A 16,798-nucleotide genomic window follows, 5' to 3' on the forward strand; every position below is an offset into this window, starting at 1 on the left:
GACGCACACTCGGCCGCACCGGCCGCGCCTCACCCCGCCTTCGGCACGACTGCGCTTCCCGGCAGCAAGTGCTCACTGCCCGGCGGAAGGAAGAAGCTGCTTTTGAAGTTTGTATTCCACAACGTGTTCAATGCCGCGCTCTGGTTTTCATCCAGCTCCCCGAACACCTCGGAATCGACCAGCCGCTCCGCCGCGATGATGGTCGGCGACACGATCTGCGCGCCCGAGAGCACCTCGAAAAATGCCAGGCCGGCATAGATGCCGCTCTGGCCGCAGTGCGGCACGACCTGGATCACCGCCGGCTCATTGCTGGTGTCGACGTTTCGACCGATCAGAAGCAGCCGCGACTGAACCGGAAATCCGTAGTACTTGTATTTCATCGTCCGGCCAGCGCTGGTCTTGTATTGGAAAGCCGCGTGCAGGTAACCCGGCAACTCCAGATTGCCGAAATCAAAATCCCGATAAACCCAGATCGACTTGCCGTCCCGCACGGTCAGCAGATAGCCGTAGAACTTCTTCCGCAGCGGCATCAGATCTTCTTCCTTCGAACGCCAGGGCACGACCAGCAGTTCATTGATCATGCGCAGCACCCCCTCGAAGGGCGCGGGCGAAAAAACCTGCGTAATGAGCGATGTCAGCCCGAACGCCAGCGTGACGCTGCCGACCGACGTCAATACTCTCTGGATGAATGAGTCGGGCACGAAGTGCGCCAGCAGAAGAATGAGAAATCCGACGATGAAAAGCAGGGAAAGGCTGAACAGCTTCTGACGCTTGTCCCGCAGAGCCACGACTTCGGTCGACGCATTTTTACTCATGAGAACCTCGGGAAATTGCGCCTTCAGACTGCCAAGGCGGGACTTCGGTCATCTTCAGTTTGTTGACGCACAACGCGCAACCGCACTGGCGCCGCGATGAATAGTAACGGCGGCAGAGCTCGGGGTTCAAACGATTTGCTGGCACGTCTGCCCATTCGAACTGCAAGCGCTTTGGGCGCGGCTGCGGTTCAGGGACGAATCCGTGAAGCATAATTCCGATTTCATGCACTGAGCGGCATACGACCACCGGCGGATCGTTATGACACGAATCAAAGGCAGGCTCGCAAAATGGAACGACGACCGGGGGTTCGGCTTCATCGAACCGACCCACGGCGGCGACCACGTGTTCGTGCATATCTCGGCCCTGCCGCGCGACGGGCGCCGGCCCATGAACGGCGAAACACTGCTGTTCGAGGTGCAGACCGACGCGCAGGGCCGCAAGCGTGCGGTGTCCGTCGAGCGCCCGGGCCGCGTCGTCTCCCCGGCGCACGAGGCGCGCCGGCCCTCTTCTTCGCGCAGCCCGGAGCGACAAGGCACCGGTCTGTTCGGCTATCTGCTGCTGTTCGCGGGCGTCGGATTCGGCGGCTACCTGCTCTACGGCCAGATCGACGCGCACCTCGTGCAACGCATCAACGGAACCGCACCGGTGAAGTCCGGCGCGTCCGCGAACTTCCGCTGCGACGGCCGCCAGCACTGCAGTCAGATGACGTCGTGCGACGAGGCGACCTTCTTCATCGAAAACTGTCCGGACACGAAGATGGACGGTGATAACGACGGCGTGCCGTGCGAGCAGCAGTGCTCGGCTTTCTGAGTCGAAATCCGTCACGCGAACCACTGCCCTTCCGCTGGTGCGAAATCGCTCACGCCGCCTGTCATGCCCGTCTTGCTGGCCGCATGGCAGCCAAAGATGATTGAAAGTCACAGAGATCACTTCGATCTCTTCCGCCACCGGGAGCCCACTGATGAAAGCAACCACCGTACTTGCAAGCCTGCTCGCGTGCAGCACCTTCAATGCCCTTGCCGTCACGCTGCCGCCGGAACCGGTGGCGCGCGACGATCTGTTCGAACTGACCGGCCTCACGCTCAGCATTTCGGCGCCCGGCATTCTGGCCAACGACAGCGGCACCGGCGTGATCGTGACCAGCTTCTTCGATCCGGGGTCGGGCACGCTGAACAACGTGGTCACCAACGGCTCTTTCCTGTACACGCCCGAGCGGGGCTTCGCCGGCGTCACGACCTTCGACTACTTCATCGTCGACGAGTACGACCGCCTGTCGAGCGCCACGGTGACGATCGATGCCAGCACCACGCTGCCGCGCGCACGCGACGACTACTACACCTTGAGCGGGCTGACCCTCGACATTTCGGCGCCCGGCCTGCTGGCCAATGACAGCGGCGGTATCGGCGAGGTGAACGTGACCAGCTACTTCGATCCCACCTCGGGCACGCTCAACACCGTGGTCACCAATGGCAGCTTCAGCTACACCCCGGAGTATGGCTTTGCCGGTGTGGCAAGCTTCAGCTACAGCACCGAGGACGAGCTGGGCCGCAGCGCCATGGCCAACGTTTTCATCGACACCGCTGCGTCGATACCGGTGGCGTTCGACGACACCTTCACGGTGCTCAGCGGGGGCACGCTCGACATCCTTGCACCCGGCCTGCTGGCGAACGACCGGGGCGGCATCGGCGAAGTCATGGTGTCGAGCTTTTTCGATCCGAGCAGCGGCACGCTGGACAGCGTGATCACCAACGGCAGCTTCCGCTATATCGCCGATCCGGGTTTTGCCGGGCTGGCGACCTTTCAGTACTTCTCGATCGACGAACTCGGCCGCTCGAGCTCCGCGATGGTCAACATCAATGTGCTTGCGGTACCCGAACCGGGCACCTGGGCGATGATGCTGGCCGGGCTGGCGGTCATGGCCGGCTGCGCGGGTTGCCGGCGCCGGAAGGCGACGCATCACTGAGTGGTGCCGCATATCTCCGGGCACCTGCCTTCGACACTTTGACGCGGCAACGCGACGTCGGTCGCGCGTGGCGTGCCCGCTCTGCGCAGGGCACGCAGCGCGACGAACCGCCGAAGCAAACCGGTGCTGGGCACAGGCGCAGCAACGGTGGAGCCGTTTATGTGGGAGCAGCGGCCGCCCCGCGATACGCACGCTGCGAGATGAGCATCGCTGCACTGATCGCGGCGAGGCCGACGCTCCCACAGGGACGCCACTCCCGCTACAACCGGGCTGTGCGGCTTCGGTTCCGTCGCATCCGTGAAGTACTACACCTGGAGCGGGCTGACCCTCGACATTTCATTTCGCAGGCAGGAACTCGACGGCTGGCGCTTCTGCATAGTCCGGAACTATTCACATCGCCGTCATGACCACAAAAGAGACTGGCGCCTCGACCGTATTCCTTCGAGGATTTCCATGAAACTGAAAGCTTCTGCCCGACGTCAGCTCGCCGTCGCTGCCCTGCTCGGGTTCGCATTCGCCGCTCATCCGGTATTCGCAGCCAGCGGCTCGGCATCGTCGCAATGGTCATTCGGCCTTATCACCGACACACAGGGCGCCAGCGACCCCCGCGGTGTCTCGGTTCGGCTGATGCAGCCCGTGGTGGACCGTTTCGTGAACAACCACGACATCGACCTGCTGATCTCCATCGGCGACCTGACCGAGGACGGCACGGCAGGCGAATTCGATATCTGGAAGCAGACCGCCCAGCCGCTGTTCGATGCCGGCATTTCGTTCTACGCGACGCGCGGCAATCACGACGTGAAATCCGAGAGCACCATCGCGGGCATCGACCCCCTGCTCGGGCCCTCCGGCTATCGCGGCACCGAGGTCTGGTCGGCTGCCTTTCCCGGCCTGAGCGCGCCGGTCGTGGTGACTGGCCCGGGCGCGTCCTACTCGTTCACCTACAACAACACGCGCTTCGTCTCGCTCGACATGTATGGTGCATTGCCCAGTCAGCTCATCGGTTGGGTCACCAGCCAGCAGAAGGGCAGCAACGACCATATGTTCGTCTATGCCCACGAGCCCTTCTTCGGTCGCGCCCGCGAGGGTGTGCTGGGCGACGACCCACTGCGCATGCAGATCCTCGGCCAGCTGGGGGCCAACGGTGCCGACGCCTATTTCGCCGGCCACGACCACCAGTACAGCCGCTCGGCGGCGGTCGCCGGTCAGGACGTGCTGCTGCACCACTTCGTTTCGGGCTCGAACTCGGAGAAATACTATCGCTTCGAAAACGAGTTCAACGACGGCGAGGAAGTCGGCGCCGCGCTGATCAGCAACGAGGTCGGCTACAGCATCGTCGATATCGACGGGCCGTTCGTGACCTTCACGCACTATTCGGCAACGCCGCCGGCCTCGCCGGATCACTTCGAGACCTGGGTGCCGGAATGGCGTGTCGCCGATCGGACCACGTTCTCGACCAATGGCGACTCCTACGGCATCGGCGTGGGTGAGTCCTACGCAGGTCTGAAGAGCGCGATTGCCGCGGGCAATGGCTTTGCGGGCACGGAAGCGGAAATTCTCGCTGGCGTGAACCTCGAAGGTCGCTCGGTGACGACCGAACCCGATTCGGGCCCGGGCATCACCCAGCAGCTCGGCAACATCGTCAACTTCGGCTGGATGGCGACGAAGGACGGGCTGGTCAGCGACATCCTCTACCTGGGCGGAATGGACGACCAACTCGACAACGTGGCCGATCCCTTCGTGCTCACCATGAGCTATGACGAGTCCCTCGCGGTCGACGAATCGATGCTGCGCCTGATGTATGCGCTAAACGGATCGTGGGTGCTTGCGGCAGATGCCAACACCGAAGGGACGCCGACCTTCGTCGCTGGCGAATGGCTGGCTGGGTACGGCATCGGCACCTACGGCGTGGATACGGCCGCCAACGAAGTCTGGGCAGTGGTCGACCGCAATGGTCAGTTTGCCGTGTCCGCCGTGCCGGAGCCCTCAGCATTGGCCCTCATGCTCGGCGGGCTCTTCGTACTGGTGCCGCTGGCAGCCCGTCGCCGCCGCGCCTGAACGCCCGCCGACAGCTTCGCCTGACCCTTCGAGGCCGGACCCCTGCAGCGGGGCTCCGGCCTTTTTTTGTTCGTGCACCCAGCGCCGCCGCTCCCCCAGAAAACACGGCACGCATCGCGCACTGCGTACGCTGACTGCGCTCGACTCGGTAGTGACTGAAGGCGTCTTCGAACCGGCGCCTTCTGCCGCGGGCGCAGAACCCGTGGGAGCGCCCCTGTGTGAGCGGCGTCCCCGCCGCGATCTGTGCCGCGCCGAAGACGGCGCACAGGCTAGCTGCCTCGCGTCGCATTTCCAGAGCAATTCGCCCTGATGTCGCTCGGGATTTTGTGGATTCTCGTCGCCTCACGCTGCCCTGTGAGGGGGCACAAGACCATCGAAAGCCGGCACCTGGTGCGCCGACCCCGGCAAGCGCGTGTAGTCCGGTGCCCGCCGCATGCGCCTGCCCCCGGTTTCCCGGCACGCGGTATGCTGCGCCGCACCTTGTCCTGACTGCCAGCCATGAATCGCCTCTACCAGTATTTCTTCCGCGGCCTGATTACATTCCTGCCGGTGGCGCTGACCGTTTACGTGCTCGTGCTCTTTGTCACCTGGACCGAGCGTCTTGCGATGTCGATGATCCGGCCGATCATTGGCGACTTCTATCTGCCGGGGCTGGGCATCGCCATCGGCGCACTGATGATTCTTGCACTCGGCGCCCTGGTGTCGCAGCGCTTCACCGGAAGCCTGCTGTCATGGGTGGAGTTGCCGTTCACCAATCTGCCGGTGGTGAAAAGCATCTATTCCTCGCTGAAAAATTTCGCCGACTATTTCGCCCCTCACGCGGAATCCGCACAGCAGGTTGTGTTGCTGCGGATGCCTGGCAACGAATTGGGGATCGCCGGGTTGGTGACGCGGCAATCGATGGCCGGACTGCCTGCAGGCCTCGCCGAACTGGAAGACCAGGTAGCAGTGTACCTGCCCATGGGCTACATGATCGGCGGCTACACCGTGTTCGTGCCGCGCGCGTGGGTGACGCAGGTGGACATGACGGTCGAAGAGGCCATGCGGATGGCACTGATCGCCTACATGTCGTCGAACCGCGGAAAACCCGACGCGCGCTGAACACATGCGCGCCCGGTCACCGGCGCCGTCAGACACCACCGACACGGGGCGCCGCGCCGGCACGGTTCGCAGTACCCTGCTCGGCACAAACCACGGGGAGAACTGCCTTGAAAACCGCTCAACTTGTCACTGCAAGCCTGCTCGCGCTGTTGCTGGGCGCGTGCGGCCAACCGGCCGAACCGGAACCTGTCGCAGCGCCGCCGGCTGCGCCAACCACTCCGATAACCGAAGTCAATCCGGCGCCGGTCGCCGAGGTTACGGCAACGCCCGCACCCGCCGAAGCCGCTCCGACGGCCGTCGTGCCCGCTCCCGCACCTGATCCGGCACCCGCAACTGCCGCTGCAGCCGCGCCCGCTGCGGTCGAGGCACCGGCGGCCGCTGCAACCGAAGTCGCGGCCGCGGCCGCCGGCGGCGATGTCGTGAAGGGCTGGAAAGCCTGGCGTGCGGCAGCATGCGAGCGTTGCCATGGCCCGGCACAGGAAGGCATGGTTGGTCCGTCGCTGATTGCGTCGCTGAAGACGCTGTCGAAGGACGACTTCAACACGGCCGTGATCGAAGGGCGCATCGCGCTCGGCATGCCCGGCCACCCCTTCCTGGCCGACAAGATCGACGACCTGTACGCCTATCTGAAAGGTCGCTCGGACGGCAGCGTCGCGAACGTGCGACCGGACGGCGCCTGATTGCAGCCTGGCCCGGATGGCGACGCAGCGGATCAACGCCGCTTTCCGGCCGGCTGCGCCCACCTGACCAGCATCCGCAGCCCCGCCGCTGCCAGAAACGCCGCGATCAGGCTGATCAAACCCCACTTCAGCATCACGCTGTAATGCCCCCAGGCGAACAGCGCCTCACCCGGGCCGTCGGCAACGGCTGACAGAAACACCAGATGCGCAATGTTCTCGCTGACGTCGGCCAGACCCGCCAGCGGCGCCGCGAACGTTGCCGCCTGCCCCACGCGGCGGGGCGCGCCGCCGAGCGTGGCTGCAGCGCGCGCGCACAGCATCCACAGGAAGATCGAGTAGGCCGCCATGAAGGCGAAGTCGGCCCACAGCGTCTGCCGTGCCGTGTGCAGGCGGGCCTCCGGCGGGCGGGATTCGACGCGCTGCTGCGCCGCGTCCGGCGAGCCGGTCGCCGCTGCGCAACCGTGCAGCGCGCGCTGCGCCTCGGTGTCCGCACACTGGCCGGCCCAGCTCTGCACCACCAGCCGGGCACATTCGGCCGAGCCTGCGAACTGCAGACTCAGCATGCCGTGCGGCGTACACGACATCTGGATGTCGCGGTTGGTGGCCAGCACGAAGGCGCCGGTCACCGCGGTCAGCAGCAGTGCGGCGATGAGCCGTACGACACTCGTCATGCCAGCCGCGCGATCAGCGGCTCGTCCTGGCGTTGCGGATGACATGTTCAGACCTCATGGCTCGCGCGAGCCGGGGCACTCCCCGCTGCGCAGCTCACCGCAGCATTCACTGCCTGCCCGTCGCGCGCAAGTCCGGTCGCGGTAGAACCTGCGGCGCATCGGCCTGTCTGTGCCGCAGGCACCCAGGGCCGTCGCCCTGAAATGCAGACCGGAGGCAGCGCAAATGCTGAGCGAACTGATCGTGGCGGGCGTGGTGGGCGTGATGCTGTTCTTCACCGTGGCGGTGGCGCCGGGCATCTTCAAGGTGTTGCCGCAGGAATGGGCCAGTGTTTATGTGCGCAACTTCTTCCCGAAGTATTACGCCGTGCTCGGCGCCGCCTGCCTGATCGCGGCCGTGATCGACGCGCCGCAGGCGGTGCGCATGGCGGCGGCCCTCAGTACCGTGCTGTTCGCCATTTCTCTGTGGGGCGTCACCCCGGCCGTGAATGCCGCCACCGACCGCGGCGACCGGCGCCGCTTCGGCCTGCTGCACGGGCTGAGCGTGGGGCTGAACGTGATCATCCTGATCGCGCTGGTGTGGGCGCTGTGGGCCGCCTGACCGGCACGCCACTTTGACGGACTCCACACAGGAACAGGGGGCAAACCGTGTTCTTGGCCGGCGTCGGCGTCGCCTTCATCGCCGAATCGACCGCCCTGCTTTATCTCGCACTGCGCTGCGGCTACCGGTACCCGAACGCGACCCAAGAAGTCATTCCGTACCGGACCTATGACCCGGAAACGCGCGAATACTACATCGCGCTGTTCCTGTCGCTGTATCTGCTGTCGATGTGGAGCCGCACGAACGGCGTGCTGTGTGCATCGCCGGCTGGAGCGGCCAGTCAGCCGGCTGCGCCCGCCGGCGCTGCAGGCCAGTCCGTTGAAAGCACATCGCCGAACCAGCCCGCGTAACGCGCGCGCAGCGCATCAGGCAGGTGGCGCGCCGCCTGGCTGCGTGCCGCCTGGCTCATCCCGGCAAAAAGCGGCGGGTCATCGACCAGCCTGACCAGCGCATCGAACCACGCTCCGACGTCGTCGGCCGGCAGCACGCAACGCGCATCCGAGACCGTTTCGGGCAGCGCGCCGCGGTCCGACACCAGCGCCACCGCGCCATTGGCCATCGCTTCCAGTGCCGCCCGCCCGGCGGCCTCCTCGACGACCGACGGCGCGATCAGCACGCGCGTGTGCGCCCAGATGTCAGCGACGCGCGCGCCAGCTGGCGCGAACATCAAACTGGTATGGCGTATCAGGTCGAATCCGGCAGCCTGCCCCGCTGCGACGAGTTGCGCCGCCGGCGCGCGCCCTTCCACCACCAGCAGCGGAATGTCCGGCCGCTCGACGCCGAGCCGTTCCGCCAGTTGCACCAGCAGTGCGAGGCCCTTGGCCGGCTCCGGGTTGATGAAGGTGACGAACACCGGGTCGTGCGTCGGCGCGACGACATCGGGCATCAGCGGCGCCGGCAGCACCGCCGGCGCCTCGCCCCATGCTGACGCGTAGCGCTGCGACAGAAATCGGGTTGGTGCGAGGAAGGCATCGCAGGCCGTCGGCCGTACCCCGACATACGCGAGGTTATGCAGCGCGAACACGACGCGCGCCCCCGCCTGCTGCAACTGCCGGCGCCGACGTGCGTCGCCCGGGTCGCCACCGTAGGTCAGCACGAGTTGCGGACGGAAGTCGTCGATCAGCCGGTCGAGCTGCGCCTGATAGGCAGCGCCGACGTCCTGCTCCCAATAATGCCGGCGTGCCGGATCGGTCAGCACGATGTGATGGGTGACGCCCGCATGACGGGTTTCGAGCAGCGCGCACGGTGCCTCGCCGGGCGTTTGCGTGCGTAGCACCGTCGCACCGTGCGCCTCGATCAGCGCCGCATGGTCGGTGGTCACTGCACCTTCACATCCGCTGGTGGCCAGGCTATGCACCGACCAGCCGGCCAGCGCCAGCAGTTCGGCAATCTGGCGCATCGACTGCGCCGCGCCGCTGGTCGGGTCGAACGGCGACTGGCCGAGCAGCAGCAGAAGGCGCGGCGCAGTCACCGGCGGTCAGTCGGGCCGGGGCGCCATCAGGCGCGGCGGCGCAGCCGCCAGCCCAGCAGACCGAGACCTGCCAGCAGGGTGGCCCAGGTTTCCGGTTCGGGAACCGGTGCCGCGAGCGCCAGCGACACCGATTGCGCGCCATAGGTGATGGCGACATTCCAGTCGCCGGCATGGATGGCGTCAAACTCGCCGCTCACGCCGCCTGCCGCGGTCAGGAAGGTGAAGGTCTGGCCGGCCAGCGGCGTGAAGCCGAAGTCCAGATACAGGTCGCCGCCCAGCGTCGCGCTGCCGGTGATGGCCAGCCAGTCGTACGCGATGCCCTGGCTCACGCCGTCGACTTCGATCAGCAGCGCGCTGCCTGCCTGCTGCACATAGCTGCCTTCGACATCAAGGCGGCCGGTGCGCGCTGCATCGAGGCCGCCGGGCGATACGCTGGCGCCGGCGCCGATCACGATGTCGGCCGCACTGGCCAGGCTGCCGCTGCCGCGCAGCCAGCCGCCATCGAAGGCCATCGTTGCAGCGGACAGCCGTCCGTCGACCTGCGTCGAACCGGCCGATTGCGCATAGCTGCCGGCACCACTGACCACGCCCGTGCTGCCGATGCCGACAGCGCCCGCGTTCTCGATGCTGCCGGAATTGTTCAGCGCGCCGTCATTCACCACTGTGCCGGCCGCTGCAACCTGCAGCGTGCCGGTGTTGTTGTAGACGCCGGTCGCGGTGTTGGTCAGCGTGCCTTCCTCGACGACGAACAGGCCGTCGTTGTTCACCGTGTTGGCGCTCGAATTGGTGAAACTGCCGCGATTGTTCACCACGCCGCCGAACAGATTGTTCAGCGTGCCGACGTTCTTGAACTGGCCGTTGTTGTTCAGCGTGCCGCGGTTGGTCGCAATGCCGCCGAGGGCATTGAGCAGGGTGCCGAAGTTTTCGGTCGTCGCCCCCTCTTCGTTGTCGAAGCTTCCACGATTGTTGAATGACGCGCCGCCAAGCACGCTCAGCAGACCCGCGTTCGTCACGCTCGCGCCGCTGGCGTTGTTCAGCGTGCCGCGATTGGCCGCCACGCCGCCGAGGGCATTGAGCATCGAACCGAAATTGTCGGTCGTGCCCCCGGCCTTGTTCTCGAAGCGGCCCTCGTTCGAGAACGACGCGCCACCGAGTACGCTCAGCAACCCCGTGTTCTCGATCACGCCGCTGCTCTGGTTGGTCAATGAGCCGGCACCACCCAGCGCGCCACCGAGCAGGTTGCGAAGCGTGCCGCTGTTCTCCACCGATGATCCGGCTGCTGTATTGAAGGTTGCGCCAGACCGGTTTTCCAGCGTGCCGTTGTTCCACAGCGATGCGCCACCGAGCAGGCCGACCAGCCCGCTGTTCTCGAACACGCCATCGCTCTGGTTGCTGATCGAGCCGGCACCGCCCAGCGCGCCGCCCGCCAGGTTGCGCAGCGTGCCCGAATTGTTGATGTAGCCCTGAGCGCTGATGTTCACCGTGCCGGCATTGCCGAACAGGCTGCCGAACGCGTTCTCGAACGAACTTTCGTTGTCGAAGGTGGCGCCCGCCGTGTTCTCGAAGCTGCCGTAATTGGTGAAGTAGCCGCCGCCCAGATTGCGCAGCAGCCCGCGGTTGACGAATTGCCCGCCTTCGTCGATGTCGACGTAGCCGTGGTTTTCGAAGGTCGCACCCACCAGATTCCGATAGATGCCGCGCGTGCGGAGGGTCGACGACGACGGCAGCACGAAAATGTCCGAATTGGTCTTTTCCTCACCCGCCCGGGTGCTGGAGCCCGGCAGTAAGGTCATGTCGATGCCGCGATTCAGCGTGGCGAAGCGCAAGGTGTCGCCGTTGAGCGCGCCCTGCGTATCTTCGTAGCCTTGCGGGGTGACCGAGTCGGGCCAGTAGATCTTGACCATCGCATACCACTGGGTGGCGTTTTCGGCCGTCCAGTCATCGACGGTGAGTGTCAGCGCATCGTCGTAGGTGTAGCTGCCCGGCTCGTACAGCGATCCATGGGCGCTGTTGCTGTAGAGGCGGCTGCGATCCGGCCCGCCCTGGTAGTTGTCGGCGACGAACACCTGGTCGGACAGGCCGATTTCCAGATCCCACGCCATGTAGGGATAGGGATAGCTGGAATACGGCGGCACCGTATAGGTGAAATCAACCAGCAGTTCGAAGGCGGCGTTGATCACGTCGCCTTCGCTCAGCAAGCCGTCGATGGCGCCGCCCCAGGCGTAGGCGAAGCCGCTTACGTCGTATCGGCGCAGCGTCGCCTGTGCATTGTTGTCGAAGCGCCAGAACAGCGAATCGGCGATCGTCTTGTCACCGGTGAGCGACAGGCCGGAGGCGTCCGCCGTGGCATCCGCGGCAGCGTCGTCGAACCAGGACATGAACCAGCCCGAGCTGGTGTATTCGCCTGCGAAGGAATAGCCGGGCAGCAGTTCGGCCGCCTGCGCGGCAGGTGCCGCCGCGAGCGGCATCACGACCAATGCGGTGCCGGCGAGCGCGCGGGCACGATTCATCAGGGTTTCGGGAGGCACGGGCGGCCTTTCAATTTGTTGGAGTTGTGTGCGACGACCCCGTGACGGGTAACGTCCGATCAGCCGAAATTCTAGGGGCGAATTTTCGCTTCGCGCACGTACGGTTTCACGGTGACGCCGGCCGGAACGTTAAAAAGCGTCGCGCCGCACGAACGCTGATCGGCGATCAGTCGAGTTGCAGCAGGCGGCCGAATGGCACGTGCGCGCGCCGCGCCGCTTCGGGCACTGCCCACAGCACCGGCCAGCGCGGCCGAAAGCGCGCCGGGCCGTCGAGGTCGGTCAGCACGACGGCGATGTCCGGCCGGTGACGATCCGCTTCCTCGAGCAGCGGCGTGAAATCGGTGCCGCCACCGCCGGTGAAGGTGAGCTCGCCGAGATCGGCGCGCCCGGCGGCGAACTGTTCGACGCGCTGCACCCGATCGTCACCGATGATGAGTACCAGCCCGGCTTCGAGCCGGCGGCTGATGGCTTCGATCTCGCGCGTGAAGCGGGCCATCAGCGCATCGTCGATCGAACCCGACACGTCGATGATCAGCGCCAGCCGCGGCACGGTCTTCGCCGCACTGAAACCCGGCTCCCACGGCATGCGGTGGCGCGGGCCGGCGCGGCCCTGATTGGCAATGTACGAACGCGACGGCCGCGACCACGACAGGTCGCGCTTCGGCGACAGGCTGCGCGCGAGCTGCGTGCGCAGCACCGGTTCCCACGGCGTGCGGCTGCGCGGCAGGTCGGCGATCAGCGTGCGCAGCATCGAATGCGCCCCGTCGTTGGCATGGCCGCGGATCAGCCGCTCGCTCCACTCGCGCGCCTGCTCCGCTTCCGCCTCCGGCGGGCCGCGCGTGTCGGGCCCGGGTACCAGGTCGCGTTCCGATTCGCAGCCGAGCACCCTGACCCGGCCCGACTTCGGGCCATCGGGTCGCGCGGCGGTCTGCGCGCCGTCCGCCTGCTGCGCGGGCGTGGTCGCGCCACCGGCCGTATCGGCATCGCGGCCGCCTTGCTTGCGCGGCGTAGCGCTGCGCCCGCCCGACGGCGGCGGCCGGCGGTCGTCGATGGCGCGGTACAGGCGTTCGACATCCCATTCCAGCAGCGATTTCTCTACCGGCTGGTCGATACCCAGCACGCTCGTCAGCAGGCGGTCGAGCTGCACGGCGGTGGCCGGCTGACGCAGCCATTCGAGGTGCGACAGCGCGCTGTTGATCAGCGCGTCGGCACACAGATTGAACAGTTGCAGGTCGGCGTCACCCAGCACCTGCTGCAGTGCGACGAAGCGCTGCGGGTGACGCAGCGCGATGTGCAGAACTTCGTGCGCCACGCGAGCGGCCTGCTCCTCGATCGGCAGTCGCTCGAAGGCGGCGCTGTAGAAGATGGTGTGGCCGTCGGTGGTGAGCGGCGCCGACGTGGTGTCGGCGTCGGCCGGCAGGTCGCGATGGCGCACCCACAGCGCCAGCCCGCCGGTGGCCGGTGCGAATTCGACCATGCGCTGCACGGCGCGCGTGCCGCGATGGACGTACAGCGAATGCCCCGCCGACGGGGTGGCCTCAGGCATCGCGGCGCTGGTCGAGATAACGTCGATACGCGGGGCTGTCCAGAATGGACGTCGCCAGATCGCCCTCCAGCGCCTTCTGCATCAGCAGTTCCATGGCCAGCGTCTGCGCCTCGCGGATCGGCAGCGGCACCGTGCCCCGGATGTCCGGCAACTGGTCGATGATGTCGAGCCCGCGCGTCATGCGCGGCGCGTCGGTACAGGCGGCGAGCAGGCCGTAGATCAGGCCGTACAGGCCATCGAGCGTCTGCGGCAGCAGCGCGGCGGTGGCCGGACCGCGCGGCGTGTCGAGCAGGCACATCACGTCAGCACCGGCGCGCAGTTCGCGCAGCACACCGAAGAACTCGGCCGCGTTCGCCGCGCCGATGCGGCCCTGCACGAACAGTCGCTGTGCGGCTTCGGAGACGCCTGACTTCAGCACATTCGAAATGTCTTCCCAGCCGCGCGGGCTTGCGCCGATCAGGTAGTCGTTGGCGAGCTGGGCCTGCGTGTCGTCGAGCTTGTCCGGCCGCACCTTCAGATAGGCCATCACCTCCGGAGCGAAACCCATGGCCAGCGCGTGCGACAGGAAGGCGTCGATCACTGTCTGCACGTTGAAGTGAAACATGCGGTCGGCCAGTGCGGTGCCCATGTCATGGCACACCGCGCCGTGAAAGCTCGCGTTGCCGGCGGCGATCACCTGCCAGCCGTCGGGCAGCCGGTAGTTGCCGACGCGCCGGTCGAGAATGAGCGAATAGGCGGAAATCTGCAGCCGCTGGTCGGCCGCGGTCAGTTCGTCGAGAAACAGGATGCCGTCGGGCGCGTCGGCGGCGGGCAGGAACTCGGGCGGAAACCACACCGTCTTGCCCTGCACCTCATCGGCATAGATGGCGCCGCGGATGTCCACCGGCTCGATCGTGGTCAGGCGCAGATCGACCAGCGGCACGGCGTAGTGCGCCGCGACCTGACGCACCACCGACGATTTGCCGACGCCGCGCGAGCCCCACAGCATGGTCGCGCGCCTGCGCAGCACCGGGTCGGCGAACTGTTCGATCAGCGCCGCCTTGGCGGCCGCCACGGACACTGGCGGAATGTTCATCGGATTGGCAGACATCGGTTCTCGCGCTTGATGTGAAAGTTGGAGCCGCTCGAAGCAATCAGCCCGTTTGCAGCAGCGGTGCGTCTGCATCAGGCGACGGCGCGTGCCACGCAGCAGCACTCAGACGGCGCGGCCACGGCGGCAGTTCGATGCGCGGCATTTCGCGCATGCTGAAAAACAGCACCAGCAGCAGCGGCGGCGAGTTGAACAGCAGCATGTGCACGACCGAGTCTTCCGAAATGCCGAAATACGGCACGGCCGCCGCCGCGAGAATCAGGCCGATGCAGGTCGCCACCGGAATCGTGCGGCGCAGGAACACGCCCCAGCGCGCAGCGCGCCAGTCGGCATGGAAGGCATCGGGCGGTCGCGACAGGGTGCGGTCGAGATGGACGACGGTCGCCTCGAGCTTGCGTTCGGCATCGGCGCTGCGCGCCACACCCCGCCCGCGCAGCCGCAGCGTGCCGCGCCAGCCGCCCTGGTCGGTCAGGCTGCGGCGAAAGCAGTCCCAGTCGCGGCCGAGCACCGCCAGCAGATCGTCGGGCAGTTCGACCGCGGGCTCGCCGGCAACACCGTCATCGACCAGCTTCAGTTCCGCCGGCACACCCTTGACCGACGACACCTCCATCGTCAGCAAGACGCCCGCCCCGCGCACGTCGGCGTCGCTCAGCACCGGCGCGTCGCTGGCCGTGTCGTCGCGCCACAGCCCGTCACCGCCACCGAGCCGGTACGACAGCCCGACGACGAAGCGTCCGATCATGCGGAACTGCTGCTGCACGTCGATCGCCTCGACGCGCGCCAGCAGCTCGCCCGGCGGCGCGCCCTCCGCCACCAGCCGAGCCGCCACGCCCGACGCATGCGTGAGCGTACGGGTCAGCCGGTAACGATCGGACGCTGGCTGGTCGAGCCGCAATACCTCGACCAGTTGCGCACTGCCCGGCGCGTCGAGTACGTGCGTAACCGGACGGAACACCAGCTGCCGCGCGAGCCGGTCGCTCGCCGGCAGATCGACCGGCCGCCCGCGCCGGACGAAGGGCTCGACCAGCGCGAGAATGTCATGGTGGGTCAGCGGCGCCGTCGTCATCGCGCCGCCTTTAGGTGCCTATCTCCGAATCGCTTCATGCCTGCCGCGCTCCGCTCGAATTGACTGCCCGGCGCAGTGTAGCGCAGCGAAAAAGCACCGCATGCTGCAGCACCGCGGCTATTGCGAGGCCCGCAATCCGTTCAGGGCGACAGGCGGTGAGCAAGCTCGATCAGGCTCGCTACCGCGATATCCACCGGCACCCCGGGTTTCGATTCGCCGCGTCCCGGGCCGTGCTCGTCCGGGCGGGCGATGAAGGCGGTGCGCAGACCGGCGGCAGCAGCGCCGGCCAGATCGGACGAGTGGGCGGCCACCATCATCGTCTGTTCGGGGGCGAGATCGAAGGCGTCGGCGGCCGAGCGATAGACGATGGCCTTGGGCTTGTAGTCGCGCGCCAGTTCGGCTCCGGTGATGGCGTCCCACGGGAAGTCATTTCGCCGCGCCAGATCGACCATCAGCGCGATGTGGCCGTTGGAACACGGTGCAAGCCGGTAGTGCGGGCGCAGCGCGGCGAGCCCGGCGGCCACATCGGGCCAGGCGTCGAGCCGGTGCCAGGCCAGCGCAAGTTCGCATCGCGTGGCCTCGTCGGCGCGCTCGGCGCCGAAGGCGGTCAGCACGATGTCGAGGTTGCGCCGGTGCAGCGCATCCAGCTTCATGAAGGGCAGTCGGCCAGCCCTCACTTCCTCCATCGAAGGCTGGTACTCCGCGCGCCAGGCATCGGCCAGTGCCGGACCATCGATGGCGATGCCGACGCGTCCGAGCAGCGTCTGTGCCTCGCGCGCGACGGCCGTACGCCAGTCGACCAGCGTGCCGAACACGTCGAACACCAGCGCCTTCACGTCACGCATCGCAACCTCCCGCCAGATTCGATGGGTGCAGCTTAACGAACAGTTGGCATACGCGACGTCGCGTGATCACCGCGCGGATCGCGGACAGGGTCCGCTCCTACGAAAAACGTCGACGTTGACCGAAGCCTTGCCGCCCTTCGCAGGAGCCTGCCCCGCAGGCGATTCCGGTCTTCGAAATGCGCCACGGCGTGATCGACGCGCGGATCGCGGACGGGGTCCGCTCCTACGAAAAACCGTCGATCGCAGCAACCTTGCCGCCTTTCGTAGGAGCCTGCCCTGCAGGCGATTCCGGTCTTCGAAATGCGCCACGGCGTGATCGACGCGCGGATCGCGGACGGGGTCCGCTCCTACGAAAAACCGTCGAT

General features: G+C 66.6%; 16 protein-coding genes. 8 read left to right on the forward strand and 8 right to left on the reverse strand.

The window, feature by feature from the left end; translation table 11 throughout:
- Positions 1-29 precede the first annotated feature (29 nt).
- The gene (locus Q8R75_RS00660; protein WP_305615013.1) at positions 30-581 is read right to left on the reverse strand and encodes a hypothetical protein; all 552 of its coding nucleotides are present in this window, start codon (positions 579-581) and stop codon (positions 30-32) included.
- On the opposite strand from Q8R75_RS00660, the gene Q8R75_RS00665 reads away from it, so the two are divergent.
- The 6 genes from Q8R75_RS00665 to Q8R75_RS00690 all read left to right on the forward strand — a co-directional run bounded on the left by Q8R75_RS00665 (position 580) and on the right by Q8R75_RS00690 (position 6,618).
- Positions 580-768: a hypothetical protein gene (locus tag Q8R75_RS00665; protein ID WP_305615011.1), complete on the forward strand. Its 189-nt coding sequence runs from the start codon at positions 580-582 to the stop codon at positions 766-768. The two genes, Q8R75_RS00660 and Q8R75_RS00665, sit on opposite strands and share 2 nt — an antisense overlap.
- Before the next feature lie 306 nt (positions 769-1,074).
- Positions 1,075-1,626, forward strand: a complete 552-nt coding sequence (locus tag Q8R75_RS00670; RefSeq protein WP_305615009.1) for a cold shock domain-containing protein — start codon at positions 1,075-1,077, stop codon at positions 1,624-1,626.
- Between the two features lie 151 nt (positions 1,627-1,777).
- Positions 1,778-2,779: an Ig-like domain-containing protein gene (locus Q8R75_RS00675; protein WP_305615007.1), complete on the forward strand. Its 1,002-nt coding sequence runs from the start codon at positions 1,778-1,780 to the stop codon at positions 2,777-2,779.
- A 297-nt stretch (positions 2,780-3,076) separates the two neighbouring features.
- Positions 3,077-4,837, forward strand: a complete 1,761-nt coding sequence (locus Q8R75_RS00680; protein WP_305615005.1) for a metallophosphoesterase — start codon at positions 3,077-3,079, stop codon at positions 4,835-4,837.
- Positions 4,838-5,335: 498 nt separating this feature from the next.
- Entirely contained in the window at positions 5,336-5,938 is a 603-nt protein-coding gene (locus Q8R75_RS00685) for a DUF502 domain-containing protein (RefSeq protein WP_305615003.1), read from the forward strand.
- Between the two features lie 107 nt (positions 5,939-6,045).
- A complete protein-coding gene (locus tag Q8R75_RS00690) occupies positions 6,046-6,618 on the forward strand; it encodes a cytochrome c (protein ID WP_305627315.1) in 573 nt (190 codons plus the stop codon).
- A gap of 32 nt (positions 6,619-6,650) precedes the next feature.
- Here Q8R75_RS00690 and Q8R75_RS00695 read toward each other — a convergent pair whose 3' ends face one another.
- On the reverse strand, positions 6,651-7,289 hold the full coding sequence (locus Q8R75_RS00695) for a hypothetical protein (RefSeq protein ID WP_305614999.1): 639 nt from the start codon (positions 7,287-7,289) through the stop codon (positions 6,651-6,653).
- 223 nt (positions 7,290-7,512) lie between these two features.
- On the opposite strand from Q8R75_RS00695, the gene Q8R75_RS00700 reads away from it, so the two are divergent.
- Together Q8R75_RS00700 and Q8R75_RS00705 are read left to right on the forward strand one after the other, a co-directional pair.
- On the forward strand, positions 7,513-7,887 hold the full coding sequence (locus tag Q8R75_RS00700; protein ID WP_305614997.1) for a DUF4149 domain-containing protein: 375 nt from the start codon (positions 7,513-7,515) through the stop codon (positions 7,885-7,887).
- A gap of 47 nt (positions 7,888-7,934) precedes the next feature.
- Positions 7,935-8,237, forward strand: coding sequence for a hypothetical protein (locus tag Q8R75_RS00705; RefSeq protein ID WP_305614995.1), 303 nt, complete (start codon positions 7,935-7,937; stop codon positions 8,235-8,237).
- On the opposite strand, the gene Q8R75_RS00710 is transcribed toward Q8R75_RS00705, so the two are convergent.
- From Q8R75_RS00710 to Q8R75_RS00735, 6 genes are all read right to left on the reverse strand, one after another.
- Complete coding sequence (locus tag Q8R75_RS00710; protein ID WP_305614994.1) at positions 8,168-9,358, reverse strand: glycosyltransferase; 1,191 nt, start codon at positions 9,356-9,358, stop codon at positions 8,168-8,170. The genes Q8R75_RS00705 and Q8R75_RS00710 overlap by 70 nt on opposite strands.
- A gap of 26 nt (positions 9,359-9,384) precedes the next feature.
- On the reverse strand, positions 9,385-11,868 hold the full coding sequence (locus tag Q8R75_RS00715; protein ID WP_305614992.1) for a PEP-CTERM sorting domain-containing protein: 2,484 nt from the start codon (positions 11,866-11,868) through the stop codon (positions 9,385-9,387).
- Between the two features lie 184 nt (positions 11,869-12,052).
- Positions 12,053-13,432: a VWA-like domain-containing protein gene (locus tag Q8R75_RS00720; RefSeq protein ID WP_305614990.1), complete on the reverse strand. Its 1,380-nt coding sequence runs from the start codon at positions 13,430-13,432 to the stop codon at positions 12,053-12,055.
- Complete coding sequence (locus tag Q8R75_RS00725) at positions 13,425-14,522, reverse strand: MoxR family ATPase (RefSeq protein WP_305614988.1); 1,098 nt, start codon at positions 14,520-14,522, stop codon at positions 13,425-13,427. Before Q8R75_RS00725 ends, Q8R75_RS00720 begins: the two co-directional genes overlap by 8 nt.
- A gap of 43 nt (positions 14,523-14,565) precedes the next feature.
- A complete protein-coding gene (locus tag Q8R75_RS00730) occupies positions 14,566-15,588 on the reverse strand; it encodes a hypothetical protein (protein ID WP_305614986.1) in 1,023 nt (340 codons plus the stop codon).
- Positions 15,589-15,728: 140 nt separating this feature from the next.
- Positions 15,729-16,433 carry a haloacid dehalogenase type II gene (locus Q8R75_RS00735; RefSeq protein ID WP_305614984.1) on the reverse strand — a complete coding sequence of 235 codons (705 nt, stop codon included), beginning with the start codon at positions 16,431-16,433 and terminating at the stop codon, positions 15,729-15,731.
- Positions 16,434-16,798 lie beyond the last annotated feature (365 nt).

The sequence above is a fragment of the Methyloversatilis sp. genome (genome assembly GCF_030696805.1).
Classification (GTDB): domain Bacteria; phylum Pseudomonadota; class Gammaproteobacteria; order Burkholderiales; family Rhodocyclaceae; genus Methyloversatilis.